This window comes from Thalassospira sp. (genome assembly GCF_002709775.1).
Classification (GTDB): Bacteria; Pseudomonadota; Alphaproteobacteria; order Rhodospirillales; family Thalassospiraceae; genus Thalassospira.
The window spans coordinates 1-17,116 of sequence record NZ_PAQR01000048.1; the positions used below are offsets into that span (position 1 = coordinate 1).

The 17,116-nt window shown below is 55.5% G+C and carries 15 protein-coding genes; 8 read left to right on the forward strand and 7 right to left on the reverse strand.

What is annotated here, in order from left to right:
* Positions 1-346: 346 nt before the first annotated feature.
* The 5 genes from CMO10_RS15595 to rodA all read left to right on the forward strand — a co-directional run bounded on the left by CMO10_RS15595 (position 347) and on the right by rodA (position 6,251).
* Positions 347-1,387, forward strand: a complete 1,041-nt coding sequence (locus tag CMO10_RS15595) for a rod shape-determining protein (RefSeq protein ID WP_297024037.1) — start codon at positions 347-349, stop codon at positions 1,385-1,387.
* 125 nt (positions 1,388-1,512) lie between these two features.
* Positions 1,513-2,478 (forward strand): rod shape-determining protein MreC, encoded by a 966-nt coding sequence (gene mreC / locus CMO10_RS15600; RefSeq protein WP_297024039.1) that lies wholly within the window; start codon positions 1,513-1,515, stop codon positions 2,476-2,478.
* Entirely contained in the window at positions 2,475-2,990 is a 516-nt protein-coding gene (mreD, locus tag CMO10_RS15605; RefSeq protein ID WP_297024041.1) for a rod shape-determining protein MreD, read from the forward strand. Before mreC ends, mreD begins: the two co-directional genes overlap by 4 nt.
* Positions 2,991-3,167: 177 nt before the next feature.
* Positions 3,168-5,084: a penicillin-binding protein 2 gene (gene mrdA, locus CMO10_RS15610; protein ID WP_297024042.1), complete on the forward strand. Its 1,917-nt coding sequence runs from the start codon at positions 3,168-3,170 to the stop codon at positions 5,082-5,084.
* 3 nt (positions 5,085-5,087) lie between these two features.
* Positions 5,088-6,251: a rod shape-determining protein RodA gene (gene rodA, locus CMO10_RS15615; RefSeq protein WP_044828337.1), complete on the forward strand. Its 1,164-nt coding sequence runs from the start codon at positions 5,088-5,090 to the stop codon at positions 6,249-6,251.
* A gap of 38 nt (positions 6,252-6,289) precedes the next feature.
* Here rodA and CMO10_RS15620 read toward each other — a convergent pair whose 3' ends face one another.
* From CMO10_RS15620 to CMO10_RS15640, 5 genes are all read right to left on the reverse strand, one after another.
* Entirely contained in the window at positions 6,290-7,756 is a 1,467-nt protein-coding gene (locus tag CMO10_RS15620; RefSeq protein WP_297024044.1) for a GGDEF domain-containing protein, read from the reverse strand.
* 45 nt (positions 7,757-7,801) lie between these two features.
* Positions 7,802-8,944 carry an ABC transporter substrate-binding protein gene (locus CMO10_RS15625; RefSeq protein ID WP_297024045.1) on the reverse strand — a complete coding sequence of 381 codons (1,143 nt, stop codon included), beginning with the start codon at positions 8,942-8,944 and terminating at the stop codon, positions 7,802-7,804.
* 262 nt (positions 8,945-9,206) lie between these two features.
* Complete coding sequence (locus CMO10_RS15630) at positions 9,207-9,395, reverse strand: hypothetical protein (protein WP_297024046.1); 189 nt, start codon at positions 9,393-9,395, stop codon at positions 9,207-9,209.
* Between the two features lie 250 nt (positions 9,396-9,645).
* Positions 9,646-9,987 (reverse strand): Hpt domain-containing protein, encoded by a 342-nt coding sequence (locus tag CMO10_RS15635; protein WP_297024047.1) that lies wholly within the window; start codon positions 9,985-9,987, stop codon positions 9,646-9,648.
* 77 nt (positions 9,988-10,064) lie between these two features.
* Positions 10,065-10,970 carry a phytanoyl-CoA dioxygenase family protein gene (locus CMO10_RS15640; RefSeq protein WP_297024049.1) on the reverse strand — a complete coding sequence of 302 codons (906 nt, stop codon included), beginning with the start codon at positions 10,968-10,970 and terminating at the stop codon, positions 10,065-10,067.
* A 127-nt stretch (positions 10,971-11,097) separates the two neighbouring features.
* Here CMO10_RS15640 and cobD point away from each other — a divergent pair, with 127 nt between their 5' ends.
* Positions 11,098-12,192: a threonine-phosphate decarboxylase CobD gene (gene cobD, locus CMO10_RS15645; protein ID WP_297024050.1), complete on the forward strand. Its 1,095-nt coding sequence runs from the start codon at positions 11,098-11,100 to the stop codon at positions 12,190-12,192.
* Positions 12,193-12,201: 9 nt separating this feature from the next.
* Here the strand turns inward: cobD and CMO10_RS15650 are convergent, their stop codons facing one another.
* Positions 12,202-13,815 carry a sigma-54-dependent transcriptional regulator gene (locus tag CMO10_RS15650; RefSeq protein ID WP_297024052.1) on the reverse strand — a complete coding sequence of 538 codons (1,614 nt, stop codon included), beginning with the start codon at positions 13,813-13,815 and terminating at the stop codon, positions 12,202-12,204.
* Positions 13,816-13,997: 182 nt separating this feature from the next.
* Between CMO10_RS15650 and CMO10_RS15655 the strand changes: the two genes are divergently transcribed.
* Both CMO10_RS15655 and CMO10_RS15660 read left to right on the forward strand, forming a co-directional pair.
* On the forward strand, positions 13,998-14,303 hold the full coding sequence (locus tag CMO10_RS15655; RefSeq protein ID WP_297024053.1) for an STAS domain-containing protein: 306 nt from the start codon (positions 13,998-14,000) through the stop codon (positions 14,301-14,303).
* A gap of 3 nt (positions 14,304-14,306) precedes the next feature.
* Positions 14,307-16,394, forward strand: coding sequence for a SpoIIE family protein phosphatase (locus CMO10_RS15660; RefSeq protein ID WP_297024054.1), 2,088 nt, complete (start codon positions 14,307-14,309; stop codon positions 16,392-16,394).
* Here the strand turns inward: CMO10_RS15660 and CMO10_RS15665 are convergent.
* Positions 16,382-16,993: a hypothetical protein gene (locus CMO10_RS15665; RefSeq protein WP_297024055.1), complete on the reverse strand. Its 612-nt coding sequence runs from the start codon at positions 16,991-16,993 to the stop codon at positions 16,382-16,384. The two genes, CMO10_RS15660 and CMO10_RS15665, sit on opposite strands and share 13 nt — an antisense overlap.
* Positions 16,994-17,116 lie beyond the last annotated feature (123 nt).

Consider the following 17,116-nt stretch of genomic DNA (forward strand, 5'->3'; position numbering starts at 1 on the left):
CATGCCTAAGACGTCTTTCGATGGGCTTTGATGATACTGTTTCGCGCTTGAATCGCGAGTTCACGCGATCTCGAGAAAATCTTGTTAATCCAGTGGCTTGCGCCCCAATGCTTGCCCACAACTTCGCCTCAATGTAGAGTAGCGCTAGCCGCGCCCTGGACGCTTGCACTGGCGGCAACCGAGCAAGGCGTCATCGCGTTCGCGCGATGTGGCTCCATAATGGCGTAAGCCATGGATCAGTTTGCCGGCTGGATTATAGGGGAGCTTCGATCCAAGTCCACCAGTTAACGTCCAGCGAGAGCGCTGCCGCACCACTACTTGACCCTTCTTAGGCTACTCATCCGGAATGTTTAAACGACTACGCGGCCTGTTCTCAAACGATCTTTCCATCGATTTGGGTACGGCCAACACGCTCATTTTCGCACGCGGGCAGGGCATCGTCCTGAACGAACCTTCCGTGGTGGCCATTACCGACGAAAAAGGCAAGAAACAGGTCCTTGCGGTTGGTGAAGAAGCCAAACAAATGCTCGGTCGTACCCCGGGGTACATTCAGGCGATCCGCCCGCTGCGTGACGGCGTTATTGCGGAATTCCATATCGCCGAAGAAATGATCAAGCACTTCATCCGCAAGGTTCACAACCGCCGCAACTTCGCGAGCCCGGAAGTGATCATCTGCGTACCGTCCGGTTCGACCGCTGTTGAACGCCGCGCCATTCAGGAAAGTGCTGAAAGTGCTGGTGCTCGCAAGGTCTGGTTGATCGACGAACCGATGGCTGCGGCAATCGGTGCCGGCCTTCCGGTGACCGAGCCGACCGGCTCCATGGTTGTTGATATCGGCGGCGGCACCACCGAGGTTGCCGTTCTGTCGCTGGGCGGTATCGTCTATGCACGTTCGGTCCGTGTTGGCGGTGACAAGATGGACGAAGCGATCATCGCGTATATCCGTCGCACCCATAACCTTCTGGTTGGTGAAAGCACCGCGGAACGCATCAAGAAAGAAATCGGCTCGGCCTGCGCCCCGGATGACGGTGATGGCGCAACGGTTGAAATTCGTGGCCGTGACCTGATGAATGGCGTTCCGAAAGAACTTCTGATTTCTGAACGCCAGATCGCAGAAAGCCTTGCAGAACCGGTATCGGCGATCATCGAGGCGGTGAAAGTCGCCCTTGAACAGACCCCGCCGGAACTGGCTGCTGACATCGTCGACAAGGGCATTGTCCTGACCGGTGGTGGCGCGATGCTTGGTAACCTTGATTATGTTCTGCGTCATGCGACCGGCCTTCCGGTTTCGATCGCTGACGATCCTCTTTCCTGTGTTGCACTGGGTACCGGTCGCGCACTCGAAGAGAAGAAAATGCTGCGTAACGTTCTGCACACAGCATACTAAACAAGGTCGGCTTGAATTTTTATCACCGGGTCGTATCCTTACTGGACGCGACTCGGTGATTTCGTTATGGTTGAATATCCCGCACGGGATGAAGAACAACCTTTTGGGAATTCGCGGGGAATACATTGGCACAGCATGGTGGTCCGCAGCAGCGTATCTTTTCGCCGTTACGCACGGCCCTTCACCGCTTCGCTTTCATACTGCTGATTTTTTCGGCCTTTGGCCTGATGCTTCTGGGCAAGGCCGATACCGTTCTGATCGAACGCATTCGTGCGGCGTCGGCCGATCTCGTATCCCCGGTCATGAATATCGTTTCCCGCCCTGCGGCCAGCATCAATGAGCTGACCGACAAAATTTACAACCTCGCCCATCTCTACGAAGAGAACGAGCGCCTGCGCCGTGAAAACCAGCATCTGCTGGCCTGGCAGCAAGCTGCGCGCAATCTGTCGCATGAAAACGCTCGCCTGCGCGATCTGGCGGGGTACACCTCCCCGCCTGCACTGCATCTGGTGACGTCGCGCGTGATTGCCGATATGGGCGGTGCTTATGCCCACAGTGTGATGATTTCGGCCGGGTCCCGTGATGGTGTTTCCAAGGGTCAGGCCGTGATTTCCGATGAAGGTCTGGTTGGCCGCGTTGCCGAGGCTGGTTATCAAGCTTCGCGTGTTCTGCTGATTACCGACATCAACTCGCGCGTGCCGGTCGTGGTTGAGAATTCGCGCGACCGTGCGTTTCTTTCGGGCGATAACACAAACCGTCCGCTTCTGACCTTCCTGACTGCCGATGCCGCTGTCGCCCCGGGCGATCGCATTTTGACATCCGGTCATGGGGGCGCCTTCCCGCCGGGTATTCCGATCGGGGTTGTGTCATCGGTTTCGGAGAATGCGGTTCGGGTTGCACCGATGTTCCGCCGCCATCAGCTTGAATATCTGCGCGTTGCCGATTACGGCCTGCACGGTATTCTGAGCAACGAACGTATCCAGCAAAGCCAATCGGCGAATAATGAAAACACCGTCGACGTCTCACCAGACATTCCTGACGGTGTTGGTATTGTTCCGGCCACACCGGATCCGGCAGGGGAAGCCCAGTGAAACCCGGCGTCTGGCAACGACTGGACATTATTGCGCGCGGCCTTCTTCCTGCCTTCAGTGTTTTTGTCCTTCTGCTGATCAACCTTCTGCCAATCAGTGTGCCGCTTTTATCAACGGCATCACCCGCACTGGCCCTGATGGCCGTGTTTTACTGGTCGGTGAACCGTCCGGACCTTCTGACCGGGGTTACTGCCTTTTTGCTTGGCCTTTTGCAGGACCTTTTGATGGGTTTGCCGCTTGGTGTCAGTTCGCTTGTTCTGTTGCTGGTCCAGACTGGGTCGGCAAGCCAGGGACGTTTCTTCCATAACAAGCCGTTCAGCGTGATGTGGTGGGGCTTTGCCCTTGTTGCGATCCCGGCCCTTCTGGTTCAGTGGCTTTTGAGTTCGGCCTTGATCGGGGCTCTTTTGCCCATCAAGGCAACCCTGATCAGCTATGTTCTGACCGCTGTGCTGTTCCCGACTGTTGCCTGGGTTCTGGCACGTGCGCAGAACAGCCTGCTACGTTATGTGTAAGGCCACTTGCGCTGGCGGAAAACTGCGCGATATTGATGTTTTGGCAACGGCTATTGGCTAAGCTGACGGTTATGCTGGGACAAGGTGGTTTTAATCCCCGACCAACCGGGATAAAACGGCCCCGAATTTGAACACCCGGCCTTCGGGCCAGCGACGAAATACAGGTATCCATCGCCCATGTGGCATCGTGACTCAGACCGGTTCAGACTATTTACCCGACGCGCCCTGATGCTTGGCGCGGGCAAGGGTGTTTTGCTAACGGGTCTTGCGGCACGCATGTATTACCTGCAGGTGCTTGAAAGCGACCGCTATCAGACACTGGCCGATGAAAACCGTATTTCGCACCGCCTGTTGCCGCCGCCACGCGGACTGGTCACCGACCGGTTTGGTGCGCCGCTTGCCGTCAACCGGCAGAACTATCACATCATGATCGTGCGCGAACAAACACCAGATGTTCGCCGCACATTGGAAATCCTTGATCAGATCATCGAACTTGGCCCCGACACCATTGAACGCGTCGAACGCGATGTTGAACGCAGACGTTCGTTCGTACCGGTCACGGTGCGCGACAATCTGACATGGGATGAAGTTGCCCGCGTTGGCGTGAATGCGCCGGACCTTCCCGGCCTGATTATTGATGCCGGTCGATCGCGTGATTATCCCGAAGGACCGCACCTTGCCCATACGCTGGGCTATGTCGCGGCAGTGTCGGAAAAGGAACTGACGGGCGACCCACTTCTGGAGCTGCCGGGCTTTACTATTGGCAAAAGCGGCGTTGAAAAGGTCTATGACCTTGCCCTGCGCGGCACCGCAGGCACCAGTCAGGTGGAAGTCAATGCGCTGGGCCGCGTTATTCGCGAACTTGAACGCGAAGAAGGTGATAGCGGCAACACGGTTGTCATGACCCTTGATCTTGAATTGCAGCGCTTTGCCAACCAGCGCCTGTCGGATCAGGAAAGTGCTTCTGCCGTTGTTATGGACATCCATAATGGCGAGGTGCTTGCCCTTTCGTCGCACCCGACCTATGACCCGAATGCCTTTACCAACGGCATTTCGCACAAGCTTTGGAACAGTCTGGTCAACAACCCCTATGCACCGCTATCGAACAAGGCGGTCAACGGTACCTATGCGCCGGGATCGACCTTCAAGATGTGTGTCGCCCTTGCCGGGTTGGAAGCAGGGATCATTACCCCCAACCAGCGCTTCTTCTGCAACGGTCATCTTGATCTTGGCAATGCGCGTTTCCACTGCTGGAAACGTGGCGGTCATGGCTGGATGAACATGCATGATTCCATCAAGCATTCCTGCGACGTTTATTATTACGAAATTTCGCAAAAAATCGGCATCGACCGGATTGCCGCCATGGCGCACAAGCTTGGCCTTGGCGAAGATACCGGCATTGACCTGCCCAATGAACGCAGCGGGCTGATACCGACCAAGGATTGGAAGGAAATCCAGCTTGGTAAACGCTGGCAGGGTGGCGAAACGCTGATTGCCTCTATCGGGCAGGGATACGTGCTGGCAACGCCGCTACAGCTTTGCACCATGACCGCCCGCCTGGCATCGGGCAAGGCCGTTCGCCCGCACCTGACGCGCGATAATGTCACGCCCGAAGGTGTCACCAGCCGCGAAGCCGAAGAATTCCCCGAACTTCAGGTCAGCCGCGCTAACCTTGCGCGTGTGCGCGATGCCATGAACGGGGTGACCAACGAATTGCGTGGTACGGGCCATCGTGCGCGAATTGACATCAAGGGCATGGAAATGGCTGGTAAAAGTGGCACCAGTCAGGTCCGCCGCATCACGATGCGTGAACGCCAGACGACCGGCGTGCTTGATAACGATGAATTGCCGTGGAAATACCGCGACCACGCCCTGTTTGTCGCCTTTGCGCCAGTGGATAATCCGCGCTATGCATGCGCTGTGGTGGTGGAACACGGTGGTGGCGGCTCAAGCGTCGCCGGACCGATTGTCCGCGACCTTTTGCAAAAGGCCCAGGAGCTTCAATCTGCTCGTCAGGGCATCTCGGCTGCCGACCTTCCAAACAGCGCTAACCTGCGCCGCAACACGGCCCAAACCAATCAGGACGAGGGCTAAGCCATGGCATCAGGCAAGTTTCGTATTGGTGAAGATCCCGATTACGTACCGATCGGCCGCCGGTTGCTGTTGCTCAACTGGACGCTGGTGCTGTTGATCGCTGCCCTGTCGGGGATCGGCTTTGCCATGCTGTATTCCGCGGCCAACGGTTCGCTGCAGCCATGGGCGGAACGCCAGATGATGCGCTTTGCCGTTGGTGCGGCACTTATGATCGTTATTGCGGTCACAGACATACGCATATGGCTGAGGCTTGCCTATTTCTCCTATTTCGTAGCACTCGTCTTGCTGATCGGGGTGGAGATCAAGGGCGATATCGGCATGGGCGCACAGCGCTGGATTAACCTCGGTTTCTTCCAGTTGCAGCCGTCCGAATTGATGAAAATCTCGCTGGTGCTGGCCCTTGCCCGTTATTTCCATGGCCTGACGCCAGAGGATGTCGGACGCATCCCGCTTTTGATTCCGCCCATTCTGATGGTGCTGGCGCCGTCCGCACTTGTGTTGCGTCAGCCCGACCTTGGCACCACCCTGCTTCTGATTGCCGGTGGTGGCGTTATTTTCTGGCTGGCCGGCGTGCGGATCTGGAAGTTTGCGCTTGTTCTGGGCAGTGCGCTTGCCGCGATCCCGATTGGCTGGCAATTCCTGCGCGAATACCAGAAAAACCGCGTTCTCACCTTCCTTAACCCGGAAAATGATCCGCTGGGGGCTGGCTATCACATCACCCAGTCCAAAATTGCGCTGGGCTCTGGCGGATTGTTTGGCAAGGGCTTCATGCTGGGATCGCAAAGTCATCTGAACTTCCTGCCGGAAAAACAGACCGACTTTATCTTTACCATGCTGGGTGAGGAATTCGGTCTGGTGGGTGGCATGGCGTTGCTGGGGCTTTATGCGCTGGTCATCACCTATGGCTATGTCATTGCGCTGCGTTGTCAGAACCAGTTCGGGCGCCTGGTCGCGATTGGTGTGACCTCGACCTTCTTCCTCTATGTCTTTATCAACATTGCAATGGTGATGGGCCTGATCCCGGTGGTCGGCGTGCCGTTGCCGCTGGTGTCCTATGGCGGGACGGTGATGATGACCATTCTGGTCAGCTTCGGCCTGTTGATGAGTGTCTCAATCCACCGCGACATCCGGATTTCCCGACAGGGCAATGACGACGGGCGAAACTGACCCGTCCCACACGACTTACTGTCCGCCGAAGATAACGGTCAGACGTCGAACGGAAAAACTTCCTTGAATTCGGAAAGTGACTTGAAATCGGCCAGTCGGCAACGATTTCGGCCTTCTTCCTTGGCCTTGTAGAGCGCCTGATCGGCAAGCGAATAGAGGATGCCCGAGATATCGGCACGTTCCGCTTTGCGCAGGGCATCAAACTGTTTGGCGACTTCCGGGTCTAATGCGGCCATCCCGGCAGAGGACGGCAAACCGGACACACCGAAGCTCGACGTGAAGTTCAGTTTGCTGCCGCCAAAATCGACGCTGCTCTTCTCAAGCTCCTTACGCAGACGTTCCGCAAGGATCATGGCACCTTCGAGTTCCTCACCAGGCAAAAGAACTGCGAACTCCTCGCCGCCCATACGTGCCGGAAGGTCGATTGCACGCAAAGCCTTTCTCAGCATCTCAGCCAAGGCAACCAGAACAGCATCCCCCGCCTGATGACCATAGGTATCATTGAGCGCCTTGAACCGGTCGATATCAAGCAGGATGACGGATACAGGCGTATCTCGACGGCGCCAGATCGAAATGGCTTCATCCAGCCGCGCAAGATAGGCACGCCTGTTTGGCAATTCGGTCAGTGGATCGGTGGACGCGAGCACTTCAAGCTTGCTCATTGCTTCATTGAGTTCTTGCGTGCGCTGTTTGACGCGTTCTTCCAGCGTAATGTTTGCGTTCTGCAATTCGTCGCGCGCCTTGCGCAACTGGCCAAGCTGCTGACGGATCATCCCGAAAAGCCCAACCGTTACGGAGCCCAGCAGCTGCACCTCGTCATCATGGCGATGTTCCGGTGGCATCTGCAAAGGACGGCTTTCATCGGTCGGGTCGGCGTTGACGATATAGTTGCCAAGCCTGATGACCGGTCGTGAAAAGATAAAGTAGCTCATCATGGCAAAGGCCATGGCCATCACCGCAGCGAGAACCATCGTCGCCAGAAAAGACCACGAAAGACGCGTCATATAGGCGTCGACATAGACCTGCGGGTTCAGATCGACAACCATCTCGCCGATCGTCGTGACAGGTTGGCGGTCGGGATCGCGTACAGGAACGGTAATGGTTTGAAGACCGGCAAACATCTTCTCTGCCCAGCGCGATATCGGTATTTCGCCAGCCGGGCGTTTCAATTCATAGAAGATGCCATCATCGGCGTTGGTCAGGGTGACGCGCGCGATAGAACGATTGTTGAGCATCCCGCGCGCCATAACTTCGGCCAATTCAAGGTCGTGTTTGGCCAGCACCTGCGTTGCAACCGGTACACTCGATGAAATCAGGCGTTGGTTGCCCTGTTGATAGACACCATCAAGCCAGTAGTAATCCTGATACCCGCGAATTGCCACAATCAGCAGTCCCAGAGCAACGGCAAGGAATAGAGAATATTTCAACTGCCGTGCCGCAATGGTACTGCCCAGCTTCATGCTGGCAAGCACGTTGTCACGCTTTTCTGATGGCTTTCCTGCCAAACACTGTTACCCCGGTTAATGTTCCGATCCCCGGAACATCGTGCCTTACTCAAGATCGGCGACGCCGCCGTGCAACCCGAAGTTATATTCGGTCCCTGACGGTGAATTGGCAATACTGAACTGGTGAAAGTCCAGACTATTCCAATTCCTGCTGCCCAGAATATCAACGAAATAAGAGATGTTGTCCCGTGTGATCGCTTCCATCCTGAATGTGATTTCGGGATGTTTGGACAAGATTTCAACACCTTGAATGTAATCATGAAGCAATACCATTACCCAGGCTCCGGCAAAGAAGTGCCCGCCATGGGTAATTGTCATTTCGCCGTCCGCAACTTTGCGCAAGCCATCAGGGGACCAGTTCAAACCGCCAACAAATACATCCTTGCCCGGTTTGCGTCCGGCCTTTTCAAGCGCTGCAATAGCCCCCAGTGCGATATCATCATTTGCCGCCCAGATGGCATCAACACACCCATCTCGATCCAGCCAGTTTTCAGTCTGCCGATAAGCTTCATCATATGACCAGTTCGCGACAAGGCGGCGTTGCTCACGAAGCAATGGAAACCGGCTGAGCGCATGGTCAAGACCGTCCAACCGCTGCAAGGATGCCGGCGTGTTACGGTCACCCGCGATCGACAGAAGGCAAAGTGGCCCCGGCTGCTGATTGTCGGCTTTAAGGCGTGCACCATCAATCAGGGACTTGGCGATGTCATATCCGGCCCGCTCATTATCCGGGGTCAGTGACAGGATCCAGTTTTTGATGTCCTTGCCGGGATACCCGTAATTCTCTTTCTGCTCGTCCGTCAGATCATTGAGCAACATGATCACGGGAATACCGCGTTCTTCGGCTTCCAGAACGATGCGTGTACCCTGCTGATGCTCGTTAACCGCGATGATGTAATCGGGTGTTGGTTCAAGGGCAAAGACCTTCTGCGCACTTTCGATCATCATTTTGCTGTCGCGGTTGCTATCAAAAACCAGCAGATCATAGCCAAACTGATCGGCCGCCGCCTGCATGGTATCGCGCACGTCTTTCCAGAAACCCCGATCACCGTAACCGGGATTGATAAAGGCGACACGCACGGGTGAACCGCCAGGATTGGTTTCGGTCGTATGGGCGTTTGCTTGATATGCCGGATTGACCAGCACCAGCAGCAGGGCGAAAAGAAAAAGCACGGCGTGGGGCTTCAAACCAGTTTCCTGTTTTTTGTTTTTGTGACTGTTCACTTTAACAAACAGTCAGATCAGCCAATCGGGCGGATCTTGATTTACAACCATTCTACAAAACTGCCAAAGCCGGGTATTTTCAAGCGCGACGTTAGTCGCGTGGCACCTAGATCGGATTACCACGATTGGCGAGCTTCAATATACCACTGTATACGAATTCAGCAGCAGGAATGAAACCGGTACTTTACAACATCAAGATAAAACAACAGGCCTGTCACGCATTGCCCTAATGCGCTCGTTTCAGGGCATCCACCAATTCCTGATTGGACATCTTTGCCCGGTCCTTGATCCCCTTCTGCGCGGCCAGATGATAAAGATCATCACGGCGCCACTTGTCATAGGTCGGCGCACCGTTCAGACGACGTGCAGAAGTTTCCTGATCGGAATTTCCAGAGAGTTTCTTATAGCTCGCCACTCTTGCCTCCTTTTTTGGACGGTCATAAGCAGTCTCGGCACTGTATTTGGTTCAGTGTTTTGTGCTGATAAATTGGAGCACTTCCATATTTCATGTAGGGGGATTTGACGCGTTTTCTATTCCCCAAAGCCATTTTTTGCCGACTTCGAGCCTAACGATTTGAGCTGTAATCAAAAAAATCTGACGCAAAAGGCAGACCTGACAGGTCTGCCTATTTAGGAATTCCACGCCGACCATGGCGGGATGGTAGTTATCTGGCGGCAAGGGATGCCTGCATGGCAGCAACCGTATCGCTGACCAGCTGATCAAGCATTGCGATCTGTGCCAAAAGCGGATCACCGAAATCACCGTCAAAGCTTTCAAGGACGAGTGCCGCCTCGGCAAGTTGCCCTGCGGCCATGTTTCTGGCCATGCCCTTGATCGCGTGGGCAGATCGATGAATGGCATCAGCGTCCTTGCTATTGGCCGCCTCCATCAGGCGCACGCGTTCCTCCTCGTAAGAAGCCGGAAGCAAATTCACCAACATCAATACCTGTTCTGCACCAAGAGCTTGGCACAGCTCGTCAAACCGGGCGGTCTCAATCAATTCCATCTGCACACCTTATTTCGTGCTGTTGGTGCCAATATCCCATCAGCCATCATCTTTCTCAACCACGACCAACGACGATGTCACGACGGCACCTGTTTTATATGGCCCTTGGCTGCACATGCGTCCACAACCGCGCGGGCCCATGTCAGCGTATCCGCATCCATCGATTGCATATGACGATATTTGTCAAACTGAATGGCAATCAAGGCCAGGCGTTTCAAAAATGTCGGTGGACGATCTAGCCCCAACAATTCATCGGCAAGCGGGTCAAAGGCAGCATTCTGAAATTCAAGCGACAGACTGATCCGTGGTTCTTCGGCATGCGGGCTTGCGTGTCCGCCCCAATGATAAACGTCCTGACGCCATCCCATCACGGCACCTGGTTTAGCCGGAAGCGCACGGATATCCTGCAAACGGACTTCCCCCGGCTCTGTCACGGGTGCCGGGTATCGCTTTTCAAAATTGCGCGGCAAAACATGCATGCAGCCATTGTCCGGTGTCGCATCACTGAGCGGCACCCAAAGCGAAAGACTGATCAGCATATCATCGCCAATCGCACTTTCCCCCTGATAATCCCGGTGTGGCGGCCAGCCGCTGCCATCGGTGCGCGGGTCGACTTGCCATGCCCAGAAGTGCGGCAAAAGCGCGATCCTATCGCCAAGAAAATGGGTCAGAAGCGGGCGCAAACGGCGAAACACATCCCACGCTTCGTCATAAAGATAAATCAGCGATGGCGACAGACCATTGGCAACAAGTGTCTCGATCCCGGTGCGCAGCTTCGCCAGCTCATTGATCGGCAAGACATCACGGATCAGAAAATACCCCTCATCCCAGAACCGGTCCGAAAGCGCCCCACCGTCAAAACCACCGTGATCCGCGCCAATTTCGGCAATATCAGCACGCGGCATTACACCGTCCGAAATCGAAAGCTGCGGATTAAGCTTCTGCCAGACCTCTATGTCGGTGGCTTTTTGGGGTGTGATCATGGGAAAATGTCCGGTATTGAGGATGGCCGGACGATACGCAGCGCATCCGGCAATGGCAAGCGCGGAAAATCGATCAAACCGCGCAGTGCCCACTTACAAACGCATTCAAATCAGGTTTGCTTAAGCCATGACAAACAAACCCATCCCGCCAACGGAACAATCACCGATCAGTCACGGTGGTGCGGTTGATCGGGCGGCAAACCGATACGGCATTCCTGCAAAGGAGTGGCTGGACTTATCGACCGGTATCAACCCGATCGCCTATCCGGTCCCAAAGATCGACAGCACCCATTGGCAACGCCTGCCCCTGACCTCAGAGCTTGAGGATTTAAAAGCCGCAGCGAAGCAATATTACGGCCTGCCAACGTCCGCACATCTGGTTGCAGCCCCCGGCACGCAGGCCCTGATCCAGACGATCCCGTTTTGGCTCAAAGACCGGTCAGGTGGGCAGGCAGGAACAGTAAATGTGATGGGCCCGACATATGGCGAGCATGAAAGATGCTGGCGCCGTGCGGGGTATGACTGCGACATCCATCAAACGGACCCCGCAGACCGGATCACGCATGCAACAAGCATTCTGCAGGCGGCAGCACCTGGAGCCGTTGTTATTCTGGTAAATCCCAACAACCCGGATGGCGCATTGTTTGCCCCGTCTGACATTGTCGAACTCGGCAAGCTGGCCCATGCCCGAAACTGCTGGCTTCTTGTCGATGAGGCCTTCATGGATTGCAAACCCGACCAGTCGGTATGTTCGCAGATTGATCAGATGCCAAGCACCATCATTTTGCGCTCCTTCGGCAAGTTCTTTGGTCTGGCAGGCGCACGACTGGGCTGTGCGGTGATGGCAGTTGATCTTGCCTCAGACCTTGAAAACCGCATCGGTCCTTGGGCGATCCCCGGCCCCACCCTTGTTGTCGGCACCACGGCCCTGCTGGATCAGGACTGGCAAGAAGACGCTCGTGCGCGCCTCAGTTCAGATGCAGAACGCCTTGATCGGATAATCTCGGAAAACAGCCAACTCGTTCTAACTGGCGGCACCAGCCTGTTTCGTTACTACGAAGGATCTGACTGTGACGCACTTGCCGATCACTTGGGCAAGCAGGGCATATTGGTGCGTCTGTTTGACCATGACCCGAACAAGGTTCGCTTTGGCCTGCCCGGCCATGAACGCGATTGGGATCGTCTTGAAAAGGCAATGACGGACTGGAAACAGGCAGGTTGATAAGACGGTCTAATGACCGCTCTCTTCCCAGGATTGTTTTTTGCGATAAATGGTCGATGGGCTAACGCCAAGCGCGTCTGCTGCTCGCGGGATAGAACCGCCGCAACGTTCAATCGCCTCTTCAATCGCCTGTTTTTCGACCTGCCAGAGTGGTTTGATTTCACCAAAACCGAGCCCACCAGAACGCGGCAAGGCCGATGGTGACAGGTGGGAACTGTCGTCCGATCCGACACTGACACCAACGCTGGCGCCAAGAAGATGGCTGTTGCGTTCGGAGTGATGGTTTTCGACCACCTTGCGCATCTGGCGCGCCCCGGCCAGAAAGGCCAGTGCTTCGGGGTCGCCTTCCCACAGGCGTCCGGGACCGCCTGCCTCGTTTGAGACGACCGGATGGGGAGGCGGGGCTTCAATCGTGCCCGATCCGAACTGGTCGCCTTCTGATCCACTATTAACCGGTCGCGGCACCATCGAAAGCGTCACCTCGGTGCCGTTATTCAGGACAACGATGTTACGAATGATGTTTTGCAACTGGCGAATATTGCCCGGCCAGGAATAGCGGGCAAACAGGGCGGAGACTTCGGGGCTGAAGCGTTCAAAGTCGCGGCCCTCTTCACGCGTGAAGCGTTGAAGATAGAAATTGGCGATCTGCAGGATGTCATTGTCGCGATCACGAAGCGGCGGCATATGCAGCGGAATAACGTGCAGGCGATAATAAAGGTCTTCACGAAAGCGACCGGAGCGGACTTCTTCAAGCGGATCGCGGTTGGTCGCACAGACAAAGCGCACATCGACCTTTTCAATCGAACTGCCGCCCACCTTCTGGAAGGACCCGGTCTGAATAAACCGCAGAAGCTTGGTCTGCAGATCAAGGTCCATTTCGCAAATCTCATCAAGGAACAGCGTGCCGCCTGCCGCGCGATGTGCCGCCCCCTCGCGGTCGGAAACCGCACCGGTAAACGCCCCTTTGACGTGACCGAAAATCTCACTTTCCATCAGGTCTTTGGGGATGGCGCCGCAGTTAAGCGGAATAAAGGGTTCCTTGGATCGTTCCGAGCGACGGTGGATCGCCTCAGCGGCGAGTTCCTTCCCCGTACCGGACTCACCGGTGATAAAGACGGTCGCACGGCTGGGTGCCGCATTTTCAATGATGCGATAGATATCGCGCATGTTTTCCGACCCGCCGATGATGTCGAAATACATCTCGTCGGTGTCAGCAAGCTCCGGAACGGCATCGGGCGCATTCTGAAGTGCTGGTGCGCCTTTGACAGCCTTTGCCACGGTGTCGCGCAGCTTGTCTGCGGTAAAGGGCTTCAAAAGGAAATCCCATGCCCCTTCGCGCATCGCCTCGACAGCGACATTGATTGATCCATGTGCGGTGATGACAACGATTTTGCAGTCCGGTGCTATCTGTGAAGCAACCCTGAGAACCTCGCGCCCGTCCATGTCAGGTAAAATAAGATCAAGAACAAGGACATCGGGCGGATCATGACGCAATCGTTCGATGGCGTTTGTGCCGCTAACCACATGATCGACAAGGTGACCATCGGCACGCAGGTAATCCTGATACACGCGCGCCAGCGACAGTGTATCTTCAACAATTACAATGCGTGCCTGCTCTGGCATTTTCTTGTTCGTATCCCGATATACCAATGTGGGTCAGCATACCGACAGTGTTGCTCTTCCCACAACTACTAACATGTATTGCAGTCACTACCCAAACCATACACAATCAGATTAACGTTAAGAAAAGCATAGTCTTGGCCGGGATTTCGTCCCGGATCACACGCTTTGAGGAGAGTCCGGACTTGAACTACAAGACAGAAATCGCAGATGGTACAACCACCGTCGAAGTGACCGGCCGCTTCACATTTGGGGATCATTCGAGTTTTCGCAAACTGATCGAAGAAGTCCGCGGTCACGATTCATCCACGCTTGTTCTCAACATTGCTGGCGTCGATTTCATTGATTCCGCCGGTCTTGGCATGTTGCTGCTGGCACGGGATGAAGGCGAAAAGTCCAACACCACCGTCGTTTTGCGCGGTGCACAGGGGCAGGTCAAGCGCATGCTTGAAGTCGCCCGGTTTGATACGTTGTTCAAACTGGAAGACTAGCCAATGCCCGTCGGCAATGATCAACGCCCAAGACATCTGATTGCTGTCGCACAATCTGTTGCGCAGGAAGACATTGCCGACCTTATTGCCAGTGGCGCCATATGGAAGAACCCCGAAGAGGTATCTTTCAGATACGCCCCGGGGCAAACGCCCGAGGATTTTTCCAGCCAGCGGCGTTTTTCCGTCTGCATGATGCCCCAACAGATCGGGCGTGACTGGCTTGGCGCCCTGACCCGGCTTAACTGCGACACCTTTGTCGAATGCTTTCCGGAAATCGACCTTGGCGATCTTGCCCCGCTCACGGGTCGAAAGTCACTGCCAAAGCTCGATCTTCTGGTCTGCCTTTCCACACGAAGTGCCTATCACCTGCCAGTCGCGCGCAAGTTCGTGACAAGCCTACGCCACCGCGGACTGATCGGGGATGCAATCGCCCCGTCCGTCGAAATGGCCGTGCAGGAAGCCTTCGCCAATTCGCTGGTGCACGGCAATCTTGAGCTCGATACCGGCGGGCATCTGTCCATGGACCGTTTCAAGGAGCTTGGCGATGAGACCGAACGCCGCCTTGCATCAAGCACCCATGGCACGCGTGCCATTATCCTGACCGCACGCCGCAGAAAGAATGGTCAGGTCGTGATTACGATCAATGATCAGGGAACCGGCTTTACCCCGCCAGACGAACAAGCAACGCTCGACATCACGCGCAAGGACAGCACCTTTGGCCGTGGCCTGCCGCTGATCCGAAGCATCTGCCAGTCGGTCACATTCCAGCGCGGCGGGCGTACCATTGAACTGACATTTGATGACGAGCAAGGCGTGCTTATTGCGCCGGAAGCCGCGTACATTGCGGATATCGAGCATCGCCTTACCGCCTCCCGGGAAGCCGGGCTTCGTATCCCGCAGAATGCCAAAATTCTGATTGCTGACGACACCATGTTGTCGCGCGAGATCATTGCATCCTATTTACGCGCGGACGGGTTCAGCAATCTGGTCTTTGCCAAGGATGGCGAAGATGCACTTGCCCAGGTCAAGGCACACAATCCTGACCTGATCATTCTTGATATCATCATGCCGAAGCTGGACGGCTATTCGGTTTGCAAGGCTCTGCGTGCTGATCCGGCCTATGCGAAAACACCAATCATTGCCCAGACCGCACTGGAAGAAAACGAAGGCCGGACACGTATTTTCGATGATGGCGCGACCGACCTTATCCTCAAGCCGCTCAACAAAGCCGAATTGATCGCGCGCACCAAGATCCATCTTGAGAACCGGCTTCTTGTTCAGCAGCTTCAGGCCTATCAGGAACGCACGCAGTCGGAACTCGAACTTGCGCGCAACATGCAGGAAAACCTGAACCCGGCCGCAGAACATTATCGTGGTGTTGGCCATGATTACGGCATGCGGATCAGTGCGACCTTCCAGATGTCTTCCGAACTGGGCGGTGATATGTGGGGGCTGGTGCCGATCGATGCGCACAGGCTGGGCGTTTATATCGTTGATTTCGCCGGTCACGGGCTGGGCGCTGCGTTAAACACCTTCCGCCTGCATTCCCTGATCTGGTCGGAACAGCTCCATGATCAGATGCCCGGTGAATATCTTGAGGTGCTTAACCGCCACCTCAAGGGGCTTCTGCCGATCGGGCAATATGCAACCATGCTTTATGGCATCGTTGATCGGCAAAAGAACGTCTTTTCCTATGCCAGTGCAGCCTGCACAGCCCCGCTTCTGGGTAATAGCATCACGGGTGATGCCCAATATCTTGATGGGTCTGGTGTACCGCTTGGGGTTATTCGCGATGCGCGTTACGAAACACGTGAAGTGCCTTTCAACAAAGACAGCTTCCTGCTGCTTTACAGCGACGCGCTGATTGAAACCACGCTTGATGACGGCCAGTTCCTGAGCGAGGAGCGCCTTCTTTCGATGTTGCAGGATACGGTGCTTGAAGGTGGGGCGGATATTGATCTGGCAGCACAGATCGCAGATCAGTTCATGGACCGTGCACCGGCAAAGCTTGGCGATGATTTCACGATTGTCTCATTGCAATCGGCACAAATTCCGGCCGCCCTTTCGGGTGAACCTGATCAGGAAACGTAACGAGCCCGACCGATACTGGATTGCACAAGGTCGCCAAACGGCTCGACATCCCCCCATACCACCTGTCGATGATCTGAAACCATTTCCGAACGAACAGTTGCGGTTTGCTGTGGGCTGGTCTGCATCCGGCTTGCGATGACAGTACGCACCAGATTGGCAAGGCCCTTGCGCGCACCTGCGTGATCGGGCTCGGCGGCAAGGACGCTGCCCAACTGATCAAGGGCACGCATCTTGTCGCGGCATCCCAGAAGGTCAGCGGCAAGAACTCGCAGTTCCCGTGCATCAGGACGCAGGCTGATCGCAATTTCAAGATGTTCAAGGCCAAGATCGCGGCGTCCGGACTGGATATACACCCGCGTCAGGCCAAGATGGGTCGCCCCATCAAGATCATCAATCAGAAGCGCACGACCAAAAGCATTAAGCGCGAGTTCCGAAAGACCAAGATCAAGCAGAACATGGCCCAACACGCGAAGGCGGGCCGGTTGATCGGGAAGACTGTCAATCAGATCGCGCAGACGGGTACGGATTTCCGGGGCAAGATCAATCTCGCCCGTGATGGCCATTGCGGAATTTTGCAAAATCTCTGTCTGCGACGACATGGTGATGGGCCCCGTTCCCGCCTGAATTCGGGACTGGTGGCTTTGCAAAATCGTCCAGATACCATTCCCGCTTTGAACAGAGTAACGCCATCTGGTTGCGGGAATATTAACCGAGTCGCGCCT

What these genes read in the sequence shown, in the direction of transcription:
- CMO10_RS15595 (WP_297024037.1), top strand. Translation starts at nt 347, where the DNA reads ATGTTTAAACGACTACGCGGCCTGTTCTCAAACGATCTTTCCATCGAT.
- mrdA (WP_297024042.1), top strand. Translation starts at nt 3,168, where the DNA reads ATGTGGCATCGTGACTCAGACCGGTTCAGACTATTTACCCGACGCGCC.
- rodA (WP_044828337.1), top strand. Translation starts at nt 5,088, where the DNA reads ATGGCATCAGGCAAGTTTCGTATTGGTGAAGATCCCGATTACGTACCG.
- CMO10_RS15635 (WP_297024047.1), bottom strand. Translation starts at nt 9,987, where the DNA reads ATGGAATTGATTGAGACCGCCCGGTTTGACGAGCTGTGCCAAGCTCTT.
- CMO10_RS15640 (WP_297024049.1), bottom strand. Translation starts at nt 10,970, where the DNA reads ATGATCACACCCCAAAAAGCCACCGACATAGAGGTCTGGCAGAAGCTT.
- cobD (WP_297024050.1), top strand. Translation starts at nt 11,098, where the DNA reads ATGACAAACAAACCCATCCCGCCAACGGAACAATCACCGATCAGTCAC.
- CMO10_RS15650 (WP_297024052.1), bottom strand. Translation starts at nt 13,815, where the DNA reads ATGCCAGAGCAGGCACGCATTGTAATTGTTGAAGATACACTGTCGCTG.
- CMO10_RS15660 (WP_297024054.1), top strand. Translation starts at nt 14,307, where the DNA reads ATGCCCGTCGGCAATGATCAACGCCCAAGACATCTGATTGCTGTCGCA.
- CMO10_RS15665 (WP_297024055.1), bottom strand. Translation starts at nt 16,993, where the DNA reads ATGTCGTCGCAGACAGAGATTTTGCAAAATTCCGCAATGGCCATCACG.